This window comes from Nonomuraea sp. NPDC048882 (assembly GCF_040649755.1).
In the GTDB taxonomy this organism is placed as follows: Bacteria; Actinomycetota; Actinomycetes; order Streptosporangiales; family Streptosporangiaceae; genus Nonomuraea; species Nonomuraea maheshkhaliensis.
Genome location: NZ_JBEZGB010000028.1, coordinates 1 through 17444, shown reverse-complemented (window position 1 = coordinate 17444; position 17444 = coordinate 1). Strand labels below are relative to the sequence as shown.

Annotated in this window: 15 protein-coding genes, 1 pseudogene and 1 riboswitch; of the genes and pseudogenes, 9 read left to right on the top strand and 7 right to left on the bottom strand. The window is 69.7% G+C overall.

The annotated features are described in order from the left end of the window. Position 1: 1 nt before the first annotated feature. From AB0C27_RS51505 to AB0C27_RS51495, 3 genes are all read left to right on the top strand, one after another. Positions 2-982, top strand: a complete 981-nt coding sequence (locus tag AB0C27_RS51505) for an alpha-ketoacid dehydrogenase subunit beta (protein ID WP_357861869.1) — start codon at positions 2-4, stop codon at positions 980-982. Between the two features lie 11 nt (positions 983-993). Further along, complete coding sequence (locus AB0C27_RS51500; protein ID WP_357861867.1) at positions 994-2442, top strand: dihydrolipoamide acetyltransferase family protein; 1449 nt, start codon at positions 994-996, stop codon at positions 2440-2442. Between the two features lie 155 nt (positions 2443-2597). Then, positions 2598-2891, top strand: coding sequence for a Dabb family protein (locus tag AB0C27_RS51495; RefSeq protein ID WP_357861865.1), 294 nt, complete (start codon positions 2598-2600; stop codon positions 2889-2891). Between the two features lie 29 nt (positions 2892-2920). On the opposite strand, the gene AB0C27_RS51490 is transcribed toward AB0C27_RS51495, so the two are convergent. From AB0C27_RS51490 to AB0C27_RS51480, 3 genes are all read right to left on the bottom strand, one after another. Continuing rightward, positions 2921-3145 (bottom strand): hypothetical protein, encoded by a 225-nt coding sequence (locus tag AB0C27_RS51490; protein ID WP_357861863.1) that lies wholly within the window; start codon positions 3143-3145, stop codon positions 2921-2923. Between the two features lie 71 nt (positions 3146-3216). After that, positions 3217-4167 (bottom strand): MBL fold metallo-hydrolase, encoded by a 951-nt coding sequence (locus AB0C27_RS51485; protein WP_357861861.1) that lies wholly within the window; start codon positions 4165-4167, stop codon positions 3217-3219. 109 nt (positions 4168-4276) lie between these two features. Next, on the bottom strand, positions 4277-6082 hold the full coding sequence (locus AB0C27_RS51480) for an acyl-CoA dehydrogenase (RefSeq protein ID WP_357861859.1): 1806 nt from the start codon (positions 6080-6082) through the stop codon (positions 4277-4279). A gap of 102 nt (positions 6083-6184) precedes the next feature. On the opposite strand from AB0C27_RS51480, the gene AB0C27_RS51475 reads away from it, so the two are divergent. The 3 genes from AB0C27_RS51475 (at position 6185) to AB0C27_RS51465 (ending at position 7834) form a co-directional block, all read left to right on the top strand. Next, the gene (locus AB0C27_RS51475) at positions 6185-6982 is read left to right on the top strand and encodes a methyltransferase domain-containing protein (RefSeq protein ID WP_357861858.1); all 798 of its coding nucleotides are present in this window, start codon (positions 6185-6187) and stop codon (positions 6980-6982) included. Positions 6983-7007: 25 nt separating this feature from the next. Beyond that, positions 7008-7068, top strand: a riboswitch (guanidine-III (ykkC-III) riboswitch). 33 nt (positions 7069-7101) lie between these two features. Then, entirely contained in the window at positions 7102-7416 is a 315-nt protein-coding gene (locus tag AB0C27_RS51470; protein ID WP_357861856.1) for a multidrug efflux SMR transporter, read from the top strand. 31 nt (positions 7417-7447) lie between these two features. Continuing rightward, entirely contained in the window at positions 7448-7834 is a 387-nt protein-coding gene (locus AB0C27_RS51465; RefSeq protein ID WP_357861854.1) for a VOC family protein, read from the top strand. 88 nt (positions 7835-7922) lie between these two features. Here the strand turns inward: AB0C27_RS51465 and AB0C27_RS51460 are convergent, their stop codons facing one another. Then, entirely contained in the window at positions 7923-8372 is a 450-nt protein-coding gene (locus tag AB0C27_RS51460; protein ID WP_357861852.1) for a hypothetical protein, read from the bottom strand. A gap of 65 nt (positions 8373-8437) precedes the next feature. On the opposite strand from AB0C27_RS51460, the pseudogene AB0C27_RS51455 reads away from it, so the two are divergent. Both AB0C27_RS51455 and AB0C27_RS51450 read left to right on the top strand, forming a co-directional pair. Then, positions 8438-8860 (top strand): annotated as a pseudogene (locus tag AB0C27_RS51455) (GNAT family N-acetyltransferase); the annotation flags it as partial. A gap of 42 nt (positions 8861-8902) precedes the next feature. Beyond that, positions 8903-9373 (top strand): GNAT family N-acetyltransferase, encoded by a 471-nt coding sequence (locus tag AB0C27_RS51450; protein WP_357862010.1) that lies wholly within the window; start codon positions 8903-8905, stop codon positions 9371-9373. On the opposite strand, the gene AB0C27_RS51445 is transcribed toward AB0C27_RS51450, so the two are convergent. Beyond that, on the bottom strand, positions 9360-11366 hold the full coding sequence (locus AB0C27_RS51445; protein ID WP_357861850.1) for a molybdopterin oxidoreductase family protein: 2007 nt from the start codon (positions 11364-11366) through the stop codon (positions 9360-9362). The two genes, AB0C27_RS51450 and AB0C27_RS51445, sit on opposite strands and share 14 nt — an antisense overlap. A 216-nt stretch (positions 11367-11582) precedes the next feature. On the opposite strand from AB0C27_RS51445, the gene AB0C27_RS51440 reads away from it, so the two are divergent. Then, the gene (locus tag AB0C27_RS51440; RefSeq protein ID WP_357861848.1) at positions 11583-13976 is read left to right on the top strand and encodes a lysylphosphatidylglycerol synthase transmembrane domain-containing protein; all 2394 of its coding nucleotides are present in this window, start codon (positions 11583-11585) and stop codon (positions 13974-13976) included. 7 nt (positions 13977-13983) lie between these two features. Here AB0C27_RS51440 and mgrA read toward each other — a convergent pair whose 3' ends face one another. Both mgrA and AB0C27_RS51430 read right to left on the bottom strand, forming a co-directional pair. Beyond that, the gene (mgrA, locus tag AB0C27_RS51435) at positions 13984-14967 is read right to left on the bottom strand and encodes an L-glyceraldehyde 3-phosphate reductase (protein WP_357861846.1); all 984 of its coding nucleotides are present in this window, start codon (positions 14965-14967) and stop codon (positions 13984-13986) included. Then, a complete protein-coding gene (locus AB0C27_RS51430) occupies positions 14964-17054 on the bottom strand; it encodes a S9 family peptidase (RefSeq protein WP_357861844.1) in 2091 nt (696 codons plus the stop codon). The genes mgrA and AB0C27_RS51430 overlap by 4 nt, the downstream gene beginning before the upstream one ends. Positions 17055-17444: the final 390 nt, after the last annotated feature.

Here is a 17444-nt window from a genome sequence, read left to right as displayed (position 1 = left end):
CGTGACGATCCTGAGTCTGTCCAAGGCGCTCAACGAGGGCATGCGCAAGGCCATGGAGGACGACCCCAAGGTCCTCATCATGGGCGAGGACGTCGGCAAGCTGGGCGGCGTCTTCCGGGTCACCGACGGCCTGCAGAAGGACTTCGGCGAGGACCGCGTGATCGACACGCCGCTGGCCGAGTCGGGCATCATCGGCACCGCGATCGGGCTGGCGCTGCGCGGCTACCGGCCGGTGTGCGAGATCCAGTTCGACGGGTTCGTCTTCCCCGCGGCCGACCAGATCATCACCCAGCTGGCCAAGATGCCGATGCGCTCGCTCGGCGCGATCAAGCTGCCCATCGTCGTCCGCATCCCCTGCGGCGGCGGCATCGGCGCGGTCGAGCACCACAGCGAGTCGCCCGAGGCGTACTTCACCCACACCGCGGGCCTGCGCGTCGTCGCCTGCTCCAACCCGGCCGACGCCTACACCATGATCCAGCAGGCCGTCCGCAGCGACGACCCGGTGGTGTTCTTCGAGCCCAAGCGCCGCTACTGGGAGAAGGCCGACATCGACACCACCTCCACCGACTGGTGGACGCCGCTGCACGCGGCCAAGGTGGTGCGGCCGGGCGCCGACGTCACGCTGCTGGCGTACGGGCCCATGGTCAAGACCTGCCTGGAGGCCGCCACGGCGGCCGAGGACGACGGGCGCTCGCTGGAGGTCATCGACCTGCGCTCGCTCAACCCGCTCGACGAGCCGGTGATCATGGAGTCAGTACGCCGGACGGGGCGGGTCGTGGTGGTCCACGAGGCGCCGGTCAACAGCGGCCTCGGGGCCGAGCTGGCGGCGCGCATCACCGAGGAGTGCTTCTACCACCTGGAGTCACCCGTGCTGCGGGTCGGCGGCTTCTCCACCCCCTACCCCCCGTCGAAGCTCGAAGAGCACTACCTGCCCGACCTGGACCGGGTGCTCGACGCCGTCGACCGAGTCTTCGGGTACTGAGGGGGTTGGCGATGCGACGCGAGTTCAAGCTGCCCGACGTCGGCGAGGGGCTGACGGAGGCGGAGATCCTCCGCTGGCACGTCAAGCCCGGCGACGCCGTCAAGGTCAAGCAGACCTTGGTGGAGATCGAGACCGCCAAGATGGCCGTCGAGCTGCCGAGCCCGTGGGACGGCGTGGTGGCGGCTCTCCTGGTGAACGAGGGTGACACGGTCGACGTGGGCGTCCCGATCATCGCCGTGGACACCTCGGAGCCCGGCGACGAGACCACCGCCGGCACGGGTGCGGGAGCCGCGGCCAGGAGCAAGGCCGAGGCGCTGGCCGACGACATGGTGCCGAGGCCGCCCGCCGAGGGCGCGGTCGAGCCGGGCGCCCACGGCAGCCCCGCCCCCAAGGAGGAGCGCCAGGCGGTCCTGGTCGGCTACGGCGTCAAGACCGGCGCCAGCAAGCGCCGCCCGCGCAAGGGCATCCCCGCCAACCCGGTCGCCAACCCGTCCAGGGTGGAGCTGGACACCCCACCGCCCCAGCCCGCTCCCCAGCCCGTCCCCCAGGCAGCCCCCCACGCGGCACCGGCCGGGACCCCCGCCCGGGTGGCGGTCCTGGCCAAGCCCCCGGTACGCAAGCTCGCCAAGGACCTGGGCGTCGACCTGACCACCATCACCGGCACGGGCCCGCAGGGCTCGATCACCAGGGACGACATCCAGGCGGCGGCCAGGGCCGAGGAGCCGGTGACCGCGCCGGTCCGAGCGCCCGCCCAGAAGGAGCGCGAGGAGCGCATCCCCGTCAAGGGCGTACGCAAGGCGACCGCCCGCGCCATGGTCACCAGCGCCTTCACCGCGCCCCACGTCACCGAGTTCCTCCAGGTGGACATGACGCTCACCATGGAGGCGGTCCGGCGGCTGCGCACCATGGAGGAGTTCGCCGAGGTCAAGGTCTCCCCGCTGCTTCTGGTGGCCAGGGCCGTGCTCACGGCGGCACGGCGCCACCCGATGATCAACTCCTCCTGGGACGAGGAGGCCCAGGAGATCGTGATCAAGCACTACGTCAACCTGGGCATCGCCGCCGCCACCCCGCGCGGCCTGGTGGTGCCCAACATCAAGAACGCCCACGAGCTGTCGCTCCCCGACCTGGCCAGGGCGCTGGCCCGGCTGGCGGAAATGGCCAGGGCGGGCCGCATGCAGCCGGCGGAGATGACCGGCGGCACCTTCACCATCTCCAACGTCGGCGTGTTCGGCGTCGACGGCGGCACCCCGATCCTCAACCCCGGCGAATCGGCCATTCTCGCCATCGGACAGATCAGGGACATGCCGTGGGTGGTGGACGGCGCACTGGCGGTGCGCAAGGTGGCGACCCTGTCGCTCTCGTTCGACCACCGGATCGTGGACGGCGAGCTGGGCTCGAACTTCCTGCGTGACGTCGGCGCGATGCTGGAGGACCCCGTCCGCATGCTCGCCTGGAGCTGAACACTCGCAGACCCCTACAGGACCGCGATGGAACCGGTACGGCGACCGCCGGGAGGACCCCTCTCCCGGCGATCGCCGTACGGTGGGGACGCCCGCACCCCGATCACGTCAGAGCGGCCGAGGCCGGCATTTGATACATGGCTAAAGTGGCTTTCATGATTCGCCACATCGTGCTGTTCACCTGGACCGAGGAAGCGACCGACGAGCAGAAGGCCAGGGTGGTCACCGAGCTGCGCAAACTGCCCGGCCAGATCCCCCAGCTGCGCTCCTACACGGTCGGCGCCGACGCGGGCATCAACCAGGGCACCTGGGACTTCGCCGTGGTGGCGGACTTCGACAACGCCGACGACTACCTCGTCTACCGCGACGACCCCGGCCACCAGGCCGTGATCACCGAGCACATCAAGCCGATCGTGGCCGGCCGGGCGGCCGTACAGCTGAGCCTCTGATGAGGCTCTGACCGGCCGCGAGGAAACCGTCAGAGGTCCGGCGGGTTGTTCTCGCGGTGCATCAGCCTGCCGTCGGACGTCTGGCCCCGCCGAGGGGCCAGCACGATGCTCAGCACCACGCCCACGCCTCCGACGATCATGAAGATGATGCCGATGATGTCCATGTGGACGCTCTGGCCGAACACGTCGGGCTCGATGGCGAATTTCAGGATGGCGCCAAGCGTGAGGAAGAAGATGCTGACCCCGACACCCATGGCGACCTCCAGGCAAACGGCAAGTACAGCCACGGTCATACCCGGCTATAGCCGATCACACCCGTCACTCGTCAGGCGAGACACGACAGTGGCTGCCCGCCGTTGTAGGTGATCATGTCGAGCACGGCCGTGACCACGTCGATCGGGGCGCCCAGGGGCCGGCCGTCGAGTTCGGCGTAGGCGCGGTGCAGGTTGCCCACGATCCGCTCGGCGTCGAGCAGCCCCGCCCATTCGCCCAGGTCGGTCTCCCCGGCCACCTCCAGCGGCGTCAGGCCCGCCTCCTTGCCGCGCCGAGCCGTCTCCTGCACGAAACGCAGATAACGCTCCACGGGCTCGTACGCCTCCGGCCCGCACACCTCGCCATGACCGGGCACGACCGTCTCAGCCCCCAGCTCACGGAGCTGTTCGAGCGCCTGGAGCGCCCCGGCGACCGAGCCCATGAGCACGAACGGCGTCCCGCCGTTGAAGACCAGGTCGCCCGAGAACAACAGCCGCCGCTCGGGGATCCACACGTAGGAGTCGTTGGTGGTGTGGGCGGCGTGCCCCACGTGCCTGACCTCGCAGCGCAGGTCGTCGGAGTGGAGGGTGATCCGGTCGGTGAAGGTGAGGAACGGCGGCGCGAGTTCGAGCTTGCCCCACTCCACCTCGGGCGACCACGCGGCGCGGTAGGCGGGCATGCCGTCGGCGATGATCTGCTCGCGCACGCCCTCGTGCCCGACGATCGTGGCTTCGGGGAAGAGCCAGTTGCCGAACGTGTGGTCGCCGTGGTGGTGGGTGTTGACCAGCGTGGTGATCGGCCGGTCGCTGACCTTGCCGATCGCCTCGCGAAAGGCCCTGGTGCGGCGCTCGGTGGAGCAGGCGTCGATGACGACGACGCCGCGCCGCCCGGCCAGGAACCCGGTGTTGTTGATCCACCAGCTGCCGTCGGGCTGGACGTAGGCGAACACGCCGTCCGACACCTCTTCGACCCGCGGTGGCGGCAGGGCGGCCGGATGGTGGTCGTCGTGCGGGGAAGAGCTCATGCCGGGGAACTTACTCGCCCGGCGCGCCGCCCGGCTGTGTCCCCGACGACAGAACGCCCGCACGACAGAACGCCCGCGCGAGAGGCGGGCGTTCGTCGGCGAGAAGGTCCTAGAAGGCCTCTTCCGGCAGCTCCATGAGCTCCAGCCCGGTGGAGTCGAGCACGCGCCGCTCGGCGGCCAGCCGGGGCAGCACGGTCTTGGCGAAGAAGGAGGCGGCGGCCACCTTGCCCAGGTAGAAGGCGTCCTCGCCCTCGGCCAGCTTGGCCAGGGCCACCTCGGCCTGGCGCAGCAGCAGCCAGCCGATGATCAGGTCGCCCAGCGCGAGCAGCAGCCGGGTGGTGTTGAGGCCGACCTTGTAGATCTCCTCGGGCTTGTCCAGCGAGCCGAGCGCCCAGCCCGCCATGGTGTCGCCCATCGCCTTGACGTCGGCGGCGGCCTCAACGAGCAGCTTGCGTTCCTCCTTGAGCCGGCCGTTGCCCGCGTCGGAGCCGGCGAACTCGTTGATCTCGGCCAGCAGCGCGCCCACCGCCGCGCCCTGGTTGCGCAGGATCTTCCTGAAGAACAGGTCCTGGCCCTGGATCGCGGTCGTGCCCTCGTACAGGGAGTCGATCCTGGCGTCGCGGATGTACTGCTCGATCGGGTAGTCCTGCAGATAGCCGGAGCCGCCCAGGGTCTGCAGCGAGCGGGAGAGCAGCTCGTACGACCGCTCGGAGCCCATGCCCTTGACGATGGGAAGCAGCAGGTCGTTCATCGCGTGGGCGTGCCGGTCGTCAGGGTTGATGAGCAGGGTGTCCTGGTACGTGGCCGTGTAGAGCACCAGGGCGCGCATGCCCTCCGCGTACGCCTTCTGCAGCATGAGCTCGCGCCGCACGTCCGGGTGGTGGGTGATGGTCACCCTGGGCGCGCTCTTGTCGGCCATCTTGGCCAGGTCGGCGCCCTGCACGCGGGCCTTGGCGTACTCCACGGCGTTCAGGTAGCCGGTGGACAGCGTGGCGATGGCCTTGGTGCCGACCATCATGCGGGCGTGCTCGATCACCATGAACATCTGCTTGATGCCCTCGTGCACCTCCCCGACCAGCCAGCCGACGGCCGGGTGCTTGTCGCCGAAGGTGAGCTCGCAGGTCGTGGAGGCCTTCAGGCCCATCTTCTTCTCGACGTTGGTGACGTAGACGCCGTTGCGTTCGCCCAGCTCGCCGGTCTCCAGGTCCACGTGGTACTTCGGCACCAGGAACATCGACAGGCCCTTGGTGCCGGGGCCGTGGCCCTCGGGGCGGGCCAGCACGAGGTGGAAGATGTTCTCCGTCAGGTCCTGCTCGCCGCTGGTGATGAAGCGCTTGACGCCCTCGATGTGCCAGGTGCCGTCGGGCTGCCGCACCGCCTTCGCGCGCCCGGCGCCCACGTCGGAGCCGGCGTCCGGCTCGGTGAGGACCATGGTGGCGCCCCAGTTGCGCTCGATGGCCAGTTCGGCGAAGCGCTTCTGCTCGGGCGTGCCCACCTGCCACAGGGTGTAGGCGAAGTTGGGGCCGGCCGCGTACATGTAGAGCGCGGGGTTGGCGCCCAGCACCATCTCGGCGGTGGCCCAGGCGAGCGTGCGCGGAATGCCGGGGCCGCCCAGGTCGGCGGGCAGGTCCTGGTGTGCCCAGCCGCCGTCGATCAGCGCCTTGTACGACTTCTTGAAGCCGGGCGGAAGGGTGACGGAGCCGGTGGCCGGGTCGAACACGGGCGGGTTCCGGTCGCCCTCCTCGAAGGAGTCGGCCAGCACGCCGGTCGCCAGGCGGTTCGCCTCGTCCAGCACGCTGCGGGCGACGTCCTCGTCCACTTCCGCGAATGGCCCCGTGCCGAGGATCTCGCTTCTCCCGAAGACCTCGAAGAGGTTGAATTCCAGGTCACGCAGGTTGCTCTTGTAGTGGCCCATGGGCGTCGATCTCCTTGAACCGAGACATCTGTACTGGCGGGTAACCTTACTCTGAAATGCTACCCGCGGGTAACCCGCGCCATGCATGGCATGCTCGTCTCCATGGACGCCGAAGAACTCGCCGCCAGGTGGCGAGAGCGACTCGAATCGTGGGCGATTCCGGACGAGATCCTGGCCAAGGCTCCGGTGGACCCGTGGAGCCATTCGCTCGAGAGGTTCGGCACCCGTACCGACAGGGCGCTGGCCGAGCCCGACGACGGCCCCACCATGACGCGCCTGGCCGAGGCACTGCCCGACAAGGGCACCCTGCTCGACGTGGGTTCCGGGCCCGGTGCCGCCTCGCTGCCGCTGCACGAGCGCATCGGCCACCTCTACGCGGTCGACACCTCCGCCTCCATGCTGGAAGGGCTTTCCGCCAGGGCGGAGAAGCTGGGCGTGCCGGTCACGACGGTCCACGGCCGCTGGCCCGACGTCGCCGACCAGGTGCCGATCGCCGATGTGACGGTGGCCGCGCACGTGGTCTACAACGTGCCCGACCTGGCCGGATTCCTGCGCGCGCTCGACGCCCGCACCCACGGGCGGGTGGTGCTTGAGCTGCCGCACCGCCATCCCATGAGCTGGATGACGCCGCTCTGGCAGCACTTCCATGGCGTCGACCGGCCCGTACGGCCCATCGCGGAAGACTGCGTGGCGCTCGCCGCCGCGCTGGGGTTCGCGGTGCGGGTGGAGGAGAGAGAGGCTCCGCTGGAACGTTTCAGCTCACTTGACGAGCTGGCAGCGAGCGCGGTCAGAAGAGTCTGCCTCGATCCCTCCAGAACCGAGGAGGTGGGGCAGACGGCGGCCGAGCTCGGCATGTGGCCGGTGCCGCGCGACCGCTGGGTCACCATCTGGTGGGAATGACCCCCGCGCGGGCGCCGTTGGCGTAGATGAGCCGTTACGGCTCCCGGACGAGACGCGCCGTACCCGGAAGGCGAAGACGACGCACCGAGTCAGTCTCGTCTCCGAGGGAGTTCGTCATCATGGCGTGGATCATCCTGGTGCTGGCCGGCGTCTTCGAGGTCGCCATGGCCCTGTCACTCAAGCTCAGCGGCGGCTTCACCCAGCTGTGGTGGACGCTGTCGTTCCTGTTCACCGCCGTGCTCAGCTTCGGCCTGCTCTCGTACGCGCTCAGGACGCTGGAGGTCGGCACCGCCTACGCGGTGTGGACCGGCGTCGGCGCGGCGGGCACCGCGATCCTGGGCATGATCGCCATGGGCGACGAGGTCTCGTGGCCCCGGCTCGTCTCCATCGCCTTGATCCTGGCCGGGGTCATCGGCCTGCGAACACTGGCTTGACGTCTTCGGTGGTGTCGGGTTGGGTGGCGGCGTGATCGAAATTCATGCCGTCACCATCGACGCGCACAACCCGTACGAGATCGCCACGTGGTGGAGCAAGGCCACCGGACTGCCCCTGGGCGAGGGCGACGAGCCCGGCCACGACGAGGTCATGCTGCGGACCGAGCGCGACCCGTTCCTGCTGTTCATCCGCGTCCCTGAGGGCAAGACGGTCAAGAACCGGCTGCACCTCGACGTCAACGGGACCGAGGGCAGGACTCGTGACCAGGAGGTCGAGCGGCTGATCGAGCTGGGCGCGACCGTCTTCGACGACCGGCGTCAGCCGGACGGCACCGGCTGGGTCACCATGCTCGACCCCGAGGGCAACGAGTTCTGCGTCTGCAGGAGCCAGGCGGAGCGGGAGGCCGTCGCCGGCTGAGCACTTGAGCTCACCGGCACCGCCTGAGCTCACCGGCACCGCCTGAGCTCACCGGCACCGCCTGAGCTGACCGGCCGAGTGCTTGAGCTCACCGGCTCGATCGCGCCCGTCCCTGCATCGTGAGCGTCAGGACGGCGGAGATCAGGTAGACGAGCGCGCCGTGCCACGCGGCGTCCCAGGCCGAGCCGAAGACCCCCTCGCCGTCCAGGACGAGTTGCACCGGGTAGTCGAGCACGGCCACGATGCCGGCGGGCAGGAGCGAGAACCGCCACGGATGCTTGAGCGACCAGAGCCGGGCCTGACGGGTGACCCGGTCGCCCACGTCCGGCTTGGAGACCGCGCCGATGGCGGCGATCAGGGCGAACAGGCTGATGCCCAGCCCCAGCGCCCACACCAGGTCGCCGCCCTCGGTGAGCAGGCTCACACCGAAGCCGGCCGCGGCCGTGACCCCGCCGCCGATCGCGGCGGCCGTCCATGGAGCGCCACGCAGCGCTGCACCGGAGAGCGATATCTCATCGCGTCGACTGATTTCGTTCATGTCAGCAATGCTGCCTTTTGTCCCACCCTGGGGGCATCGGGGACAGACCCTGAGCTGTCCCTGACATGATTTCGGGCATGCAGGAAATCGACATTGTGCGGCTCGGCCCCGGCGAAGGGCCCCGGCTGCGTGAGGTGCGGCTACGCGCGCTGCGCGACTCGCCGGACGCGTTCGGCTCCTCGTACGACCGCGAAATCGCCTTCGACCCCGAGACGTGGGCGCAGCGGCTGGCGAACCCCGAGTCGTGCTGGTGGGTGGCCACCCGCGCCGGCCAGGACGTCGGGCTGGTGTGCGTGCTGCTGGAGGAGCAGGACGCGCACCTGGTGTCCATGTGGGTCGCCCCCGAAGCCAGAGGCGCGGGCGTGGGCTCCCGGCTCGTGGACCAGGCCGTGGACTGGGCCAGGGGCACGGGGGCCGGGCGGATCGGCCTGTGGGCCGTGGACGGGAACCACGCCGCCAGAGCCCTCTACGCCCGCAAGGGCTTCACCCCCAGCGGCCAGGTGATGGCCCTGCCGTCCAACCCCGCGGTGATGGAGTCCCACTACGTGCTGTCCCTCGTCTTCCGTCAGGCCCGCAGGCAGGACGTGCCCGCCATCGTGGCGATGCTGGCCGACGACCACCTCGGCGCCGCGCGCGAGGGCGACCCGAACGACGAGCGGTATCTCGCCGCGTTCGACCGGATCGACGCCAACCCGTACGACGAGCTGATCGTCGCCGAGCGGGACGGCAAGGTCGTGGGGACGATGCAGCTCACCTACCTGGCCGGGCTGTCCAGGCTGGGCGCCGAGCGGTGCCAGATCGAGGCCGTCAGGGTCGCCGCCTCCACCCGGGGCCAGGGGCTCGGCCGCGAGATGATCACCTGGGCGATCGACAGGGCGCGGGCGCGCGGCTGCGCGATGGTGCAGCTCACCTCCGACAAGTCACGTACGGGCGCGCACCGCTTCTACGACTCGCTCGGCTTCACCGCCTCCCACGAGGGATACAAGCTCACACTGGGGTGATCTCCACCAGGTTGTCGTGAAAGGCCGGGCCCCTGCCCATGTCGGCGTCCCGCTCGGCCACGACCGCGTTGGGGTTGGCGCCGCCGGGGCTGAGCTTGGGCCAGTGCCCCTTCCGCGAGGCCACCACCCCGGCCGCCACCCGGTCGCTGACCTGCACGTCCGCCAGGAACTCGCCGCCGTCGTTGTGCACGCGCACGCGCCGGCCGTCCACCAGCCCGCGCGCCGCCGCGTCGGCCGGGTTGACCAGCACCACGGGATCCTTCGCCCGGCGGCGCAGCTCGGGATTGTTGCCGAAGGTCGTGTTCAGGAACGTGTGCGAGGCGGGCGTGATCAACGTCAGCGGGTACGGCGAGTCGCCCGCCGCGGCGGCCGTGTGCGACGGCACGTACGCCTTCCCCCGGGGCGGGAAGCGCAGCCGCCCCGACGGCGTCGGGAAGCCCTCGGCGAACGGCGTGAAGGGCCGCGGGTAGCTCATCCGCATCCAGCCCTCCTTGCGCAGCCTGTCCAGGGTGATGCCATCAAGCGACGGATGCCCGCTGTTCAGCAGTTGCTCGGCCAGCTCCAGGTCCGAGTCGAACAGCGACGGCTCGGTCATCCCCATGTGCGCCGCCAGCCGCCGGAACGTCTCCGTCGTGGACAGGCATTCGCCGGGGGGCGGCACGGCCTGCTCGTTCCAGAGCAGGTACATGTGGCCGTACCCGGCGTGCAGGTCGTGGTGCTCGGTCTGCATGGTCGCGGGCAGCACGATGTCGGCGTAGTCCACGGTGTCGGTCGGGAAGTGCTCCATGACCACCGTGAACAGGTCCTCGCGAGCCAGGCCGCGCCTGATGGCGTTGGCGTCGGGGGAGGAGCCGGCCGGGTTGGCCGCGTACACCCACAGGCACTTCACCGACTCCAGCTGGGAGGCCAGCTTGGTCATCACGAGCGTGCGCACGGGCTCGGCCAGCAGGTCGTCGCGCCGGTCGACGTTGAGGTGCACGTGGTCGCTGGTGGAGAAGGCCATGCCGCCGCCGGGGTGGCGCCAGTCGCCGGTGACGCCGGGGATGGCGGCGATCGTGCGCAGCGCCGCGCCGCCGCCGGCGTGCCGCTGGAGGCCGTGCGTGGCGCGCAGCGCGGTCGGGCGCGTGTGCGCGAGCCTCATCCCCAGCCTGTGGACGGCCTCGGCCGGGATCCCCGTGATCTCGGCCACCCGCTCGACCGGGTAGCTCAGGATCTCCTCGCGGAAGTCGTCCCAGCCCTCGGCGTGTTCGGCCAGGTACTCCTCGTCCTGCGCGTTCTCGGCCAGCACGACGTTGAGCAGCCCGAGCGCGAGCGCCCCGTCCGTGCCCGGCCTGATCGCGAGGTGCTCGTCGGCCTGGTCGGCGGTCCTGGTGCGGATCGGGTCGATGGCGACGACGTGGGCGCCGTTCGCCCGCGCGTCCTGGATGAACTTCCACAGGTGGTGGCCGGTGGTCAGGGTGTTGGTGCCCCAGAGCAGGATGAGCTTCGACAGCGCGAAGTTCTCCGGGTCCATGCCGCCCGCGGTGCCGTTCGTCCGGCGCAGGCCGCTGTTGCCGGCCGCCGAGCAGATGTTGAGCCAGTGCTTGGAGGCGCCGAGCATGTTCCAGAACCGCCGTCCCGCCACGCCTTCGCACCCTTGCAGGTAGCCCAGCGAGCCGGTGCCCAGATACGGCCAGATCGCCTCGCCACCGTGCTCCTCGACGATGCCGCGCAGTCGTACGGAGATCTCGTCGAGCGCCTCTTCCCACGTGATCCGCTCGAACCGACCCGAGCCCTTCGGCCCGACCCGGCGCATGGGGTAGAGGATGCGGTCGTCCGCCCTGGTGTGCTCCAGGTAGCGGTTGACCTTCACACACAGCGCGCCCCTGGTGTAGGGCTGGTCGGGATTGCCGCGCAGCTTCACCGCGGCGCCGTCCTCCACGGTGACCACCCAGGAGCAGGTATCCGGACAGTCCAGTGGACATGCCCCCAAAACCCTCAATTCGCCCGACATGAGGAACAGCCTACGTCCCCTCGGTGCGCCGGGAAATCAGAGGTGAAGGGTGGGAACTCCAGCGTGTAGCCTGCCCCGTGCGACGACTGGAGCACGATCGACGACACTGGGGGGCGGAGATCGTACGGTCCGGCACGGGAAGGGGCAGAATCTCTCTCGGTGGCCGATATCAGGGAACGAGACAACACGGAGGACCTCTCGGAGGAGGATCCCGCCGTGGCTGAGTCGCGCCCTGACCACGACCCTGACGACGTAAACGCCGTCTACGTCGTCGAGCCGCTGCTGCCCCAGCGCCTGCGCCGGCCCTCCGACCTGCTGCGCTTCATCGCCACGATCCTCGTGCTCGCCGCCGTCGTCCTGCTCGCCCTGGTCGCCAAGCAGACACTGATCGGGCTGGAGGCCGACGTCAAGGAGGGCGCCGAGCTCGTCCCCCTGCTCAGCAGGATCGCCGCCTTCCTCGGCGGCGCCGCCGTCCTCATCGTGCCCGCCGCCTTCGCGGTCGAGCGGGTCTTCCACCGCGACGGGCTGCGCGTGGCCGAAGGGCTGATCGCCGCCATCGTCGGCATGGCCGGCTCGTTCCTGCTCGGGCAGTGGCTCGTCGGGGGCAACGCCTACGACCTGCGCGTCCTGCTCACCGGCGGGCGCGAGATGGAGCCGCTCAACACGCTGCTCACCTCGGTCGTCGCGTACGCCACCGCCGTCCGCATCTCCCGCCGCCCCACCTGGCGCATGCTGATGTGGACCACGATCGCCCTCTACATCCTGGCCTTCTTCTCCGGCCGCCAGATCACCATCCCCAGCGCCATCGTCACCGTCCTCGTGGGCATGGCCATCGGCTACGCCACCCTCTACGGGGTCGGCAGCCCCAACACCAGACCGGCCGGCAGCGCCGTGGTCGCCGCGCTGCGCAAACTGTCGTTCTCGCCGATCTCCGCCCGCCGCATCGAGGACGACCACCAGGGCAGCCGCCGCTACGCCATCGGCCTGCGCGACGGCTCCGGCCTCGACGTGACCGTGCTCGACCGCGACCGGCAGGTGGCCGGCCTCCCCTACCGGCTGTGGCGCCGCTTCCGGCTCAACTCCGAGACCAGGCGGCGGGCGATCAGATCGCTGCGGGCCGAGCTCGAACGCGAGGCGCTCATGGCGTACGCGGCCCAGGCGGCCGGCGCCAGCACCCCCCGCCTGCTCGGCACCAGCGAGATCGGCACCGAGGCCGCGCTGCTCGCTTACGAGCACATCGACACGCGCCCGCTCGACGAGCTGCCCGACGAGGAGATCGACGACGACCTGCTCGCCCAGATCTGGGAGCAGGTCGAGCTGCTGCAGATCCAGCGCCTGGCCCACCGCCGCCTCACCGGCGACAGCATCCACGTCGACCGGGCGGGCCGCGTGGTGCTCACCGACGCCCGCAGCGGCGAGGTCGCCGCCGGCGACCTGCTGCTGCGCCTCGACGTCGCCCAGCTGCTCACCTACCTGGCGCTGCGCGTCGGCCCCGAGCGTTCCGTACGCGCCGCGGCCGCCGTGATGGGCCCCGACGCGCTGGCCGCCGCCATGCCGCTGCTCCAGCAGATCGCGCTGACCAGGGAGACCCGCTCGGCGCTGTCGAAGGCGAAGAACGTCCTGCCCGCCATCCGCGAGCACATCGTCGCCCTCAAGCCGCAGAGCAAGGTCGAGGAAGTCCGCCTCGAACGCTTCCGTCCGCGCACCCTGATCACGATCATCGCCAGCGCCATCGCCGCCTACATCGTGCTCTACCAGCTCAGCCAGGTCGACGTCTACCACGTCGTCACCACGGCCAACTGGGCCTGGTCGGGCCTCGCCCTGGTGGCCTCGTTCGCCAGCTTCGTGGCGGCCGCGCTCATGCTGCGCGGATTCGTCCCCGAGCCCCTGCCGCTCTGGCGCACGGTGCTCGTGCAGTTCGCGTCGTCGTTCGTCAAGCTGGTCGCGCCCGCCGCCGTCGGCGGCGTCGCGATCAACACGCGCTACCTGCAGAAACGCGGCGTCCCACCGGCCAGCGCGGTGGCCAGCGTGGGGGCCTCACAGCTCATCATGCTCGTCTTCCACATCTCGCTGCTGGCCCTGTTCGCCTACATCACCGGCTCCACCACCGCGACCTCGTTCACGCCGTCACGCGGCCTGGTCCTGGTCATGCTGGCGGTCGCCGTGCTGGTGGTGGCGGTGCTCGGCATCCCGCCGCTGCGCCGGCTGCTGACCACGCGGATGAGCAAGCTGTTCTCCAACGTGCTGCCCCGGCTGCTCGACGTGCTGCAGTCGCCGCGCAAGATGGTCGAGGCGTGCGTCGGCACGCTCATGATCACCCTGATGTTCGTGCTGTGCCTGCACGCCTGCATCGCCGCCTTCGGCCACGAGATCAGCTTCACCGCCGTGGCGGTCGTCTTCCTCACGGCCAACGCGATCGGCTCGGCCGCGCCCACACCGGGTGGTCTGGGCGCGGTCGAACTGGCGCTCGTGGGCGGCCTGGTGCTGGCCGGGGTGCCCAAGGAGCTGGCGACCTCGGCCGTGCTGCTGTACCGGTTGCTCACGTTCTGGCTCCCGGTCCTGCCCGGCTGGGCCTCCTTCACCTACCTCCAGCGGCACGAAGCCCTGTGAGGCGTGCTCATGCCGAGCCGGTGAGCTTGTCGATGGCCTGGAGCTCGTCCTGCGTGAAGGCGGGGCCGTCCACGCACGCCACGTTGTCCTCAAGCTGCTTGACGCTGCTCGCCCCGATCAGCACGCTCGTCACCCGCGAGTCCCGCAGCACCCACGACAGCGCCATCTGCGCCAGCGTCTGACCCCGGGTCCGCGCGATCTCGTTGAGGTCGCGCGCCAGCTGCACGTTGATCTGCTCGGCGTTCAGGAACCTGCTGGTCGCCGCACGCGAGTCGGTGGGAACGCCGTCGAGGTAACGGTCGGTCAGCAGCCCCTGCGCCAGCGGCGAGAACGCGATGCAGCCCATGCCCGCCTCCTCCACCGCGTCCAGCAGCCCGTTCTCGATCCACCGGTTGATCATCGAGTAGGACGGCTGGTGGATGAGCAGCGGCGTGCCCAGCTCGCGCATGATCCGCGCGGCCTGCGCGGTCTGCTCGGCCGAGTAGTTGGAGATGCCGGCGTACAGCGCCTTGCCCGAGCGCACGGCCCGGTCGAGCGCCCCCATGGTCTCCTCCAGCGGCGTCTCCGGGTCGGGACGGTGGCTGTAGAAGATGTCCACGTAGTCGAGGCCCATGCGCCCCAGCGACTGGTCCAGGCTGGCCAGCACGTATTTGCGCGAACCCCACTCGCCGTACGGGCCCGGCCACATGTCGAAGCCCGCCTTGGTCGAGATGATCAGCTCGTCCCGGTAAGGGGCGAAGTCCTCGCTGAAGATCCGGCCGAAGTTCCGCTCCGCCGAGCCGTACGGCACGCCGTAGTTGTTCGCCAGGTCGAAGTGCGTGACGCCGAGGTCGAACGCGCGGCGCAGGATCGCCCGCGAGTTCTCGATCGGCCGGTTGTCGCCGAAGTTGTGCCACAACCCCAGCGAGACCGCGGGCAGCTTCAGCCCGCTGCGCCCGCTGCGGTTGTACGGCTGGCGCTCATAACGCCCCTCGTCGGCCTGGTAGGTCATGCTGTGCCCCTTTCGATGATCCACGACAGCGCGAACGCCTCTTCCCGCCAGGCGTCGTAACGCCCGCTGCGCCCGCCGTGACCGGCGCCCATCTCCGTCTTCAGCAGGAACGGCCCGCCGCTCGCGGACGCCCGCAGCCGGGCGATCCACTTGGCCGGCTCGTGGTACAGCACGCGCGTGTCGTTCAGGCTCGTGATCGCCAGGATCGGCGGGTACGGCCCGCCGTCTACGTTCTCATAGGGCGAATAGCTCTTCATGTACGCGTACACGTCCGGGTTGTGCAGCGGATCGCCCCACTCGTCCCATTCGATGACGGTGAGCGGCAGCGACGGGTCGAGGATCGTGTTCAGCGCGTCCACGAACGGCACCTCGGCCACCACGCCCGCGAACAGCTCGGGAGCCAGGTTCGTCACTGCGCCCATCAGCAGGCCGCCCGCCGAACCGCCCCGCGCGATGATCCGCTCGCTCCAGCCCGACGCCTTCATGTGCCTGGCCACGTCCACGAAGTCAGTGAACGTGTTGCGCTTCCTGGTGAGCTTGCCCTCCTCGTACCAGCGCCGGCCCATCTCACCGCCGCCGCGCACGTGCGCGATGGCGAAGACGAACCCGCGGTCGAGCAGCGACAGCCTCGGCACCGAGAAGCCGGGGTCGATCGAGGTCTCGTAGCTGCCGTACCCGTACAGGAGGGTCGGGGCGGGCTTGGCCGCGTCCTTGCGCTTGACGATCGAAACCGGGATCTTCGTGCCGTCGCCGGCCGTGGCCCACTCGCGGAACTGCTCGTAGTCGCCAGGGTCGTAGCCGCCGAGCACCGGGCGCTGCTTGAGCAGGATCAGCTCGTGGCTGTCGAGCTCGTAGTCGTACACGCTGGGTGGGGTGACCATGCTCGTGTAGGCCAGCCGCAGCCGCCTGGTCGTGAACTCCGGGTTTCCGGCCGGGCCGACGTCGTAGAGCGGCTCGGGAAAGTCGATCTCGTACGCGTTCCGCTCCGACGCCTCGACCCGCTCGCGCCAGGTGCCGCCGGCCGAGCCGTACGGGAGCACGCGCAGCCCGGTCAGGCCGTCGCGGCGCAGGTGCACCACGGCGTGGTCGGAGAACGCGTCGATCTCCAGGAGCCTGGTGTCCTCCCCGTGCGGGATGAGCGGCGTCCAGGTGCCGGGGTCGTCGAGCGGGGCCGTGGCCAGCTCGAAGTTCTCGGCGTTCTCGTTGTGCAGCACGTAGAAGAAGTCGCCCGCGTGCTCGACGCCGTACTCGACGCCGGTCGTCCGCGGGCGGACCACCCTGAACTCGCCCGCGGGGTCGTTCGCGTCGAGGATCCGCACCTCGCTGGTGATCTTGCTGCCCGCGCCGAGCACCAGGTACTTCTCGCTGCGTGTCAGCCCGATGCCGACCCAGTAGCGCTCGTCGGACTCCTCGTAGACGAGTACGTCCTCCTGGGTGCCCAGCGCGTGCCGGTAGACCTGGAAGGGGCGCCAGGCGTCGTCCACCCGCGTGTAGAAGAACGTCGACCCGTCGGCAGACCAGGCGCCGCCGTAGAAGATGTCGGTGATCTCGTCGGGGAGCACCTCGCCGGTCGTCAGGTTCTTGAACCTGAGCGTGAAGCGTTCGTCGCCCTTGTAATCGGTCGAGAAGGCCAGCATCGTGCCGTCGGGGCTGACGGAGCTGGCGCCGACCGAGAAGAACGGGCTGTCGCCGGCCAGCTCGTTGCCGTCGAGGATCACCTGCTCGCGGTCGAGCCGCTCGCCCGGGGTGATCTCCGGGGGCGCGTCGCTGTCGGCGGGGACCCGGCAGGAGACCGCGTACTGCTTGCCCTCCTCGGTGCGCGAGAAATACCACCACGCGCCCTTGCGGCTGGGCACCGACAGGTCGGTCTCCTGGGTGCGGCCCTTGATCTCCTGGAACACCTGCTCCTGGAGATCGGAGAGGTGAGCGGTCTGCTGTTTGAGGAAATCGTTCTCCGCCTCCAGATAGGCGGTCGTGTCGGGATCTTCCTTGTTGCTCAGCCAGGCGTACTCGTCGATGACGGTGTCGCCGTGATGGATGCGCTTCGTGGGAACCTTCTTCGCCACTGGCGGCGTGTTGCTGCTCACGTGGGGAGTCTATGTTCGGTCGTGATCGTTCTGTTGCCGGAGAAGACGGCGAAGCGGCACGAGGGCTCGGAAGCGCTGCTAATCTTTAGGAGCCGACGCGGTGCGGCGCAACCCTCCTCTCTCACTCAGGTGACTTTGGTGTGTTGTGTCTCGCTTGTCGGCAAACCCTTCTGACGCGCCGGTCTGGAGATCGATTCGCAGAACGGCCGAACGGCTGGTAAGTTAGAGGGGTTGTCTCCGAAAGGGGGCGGCGCTTAATTCCCGCAGGTCGAGCGAGTCCGGTCAATTTGACAGAGACTTGAACGGCTGAAAGAATTAAGACACAACGAAAGAACAAAACGGAGTGAACGCCTCCGAGCGGGAGCCGCGAGAGTGTGGTTTCGGTGAGGA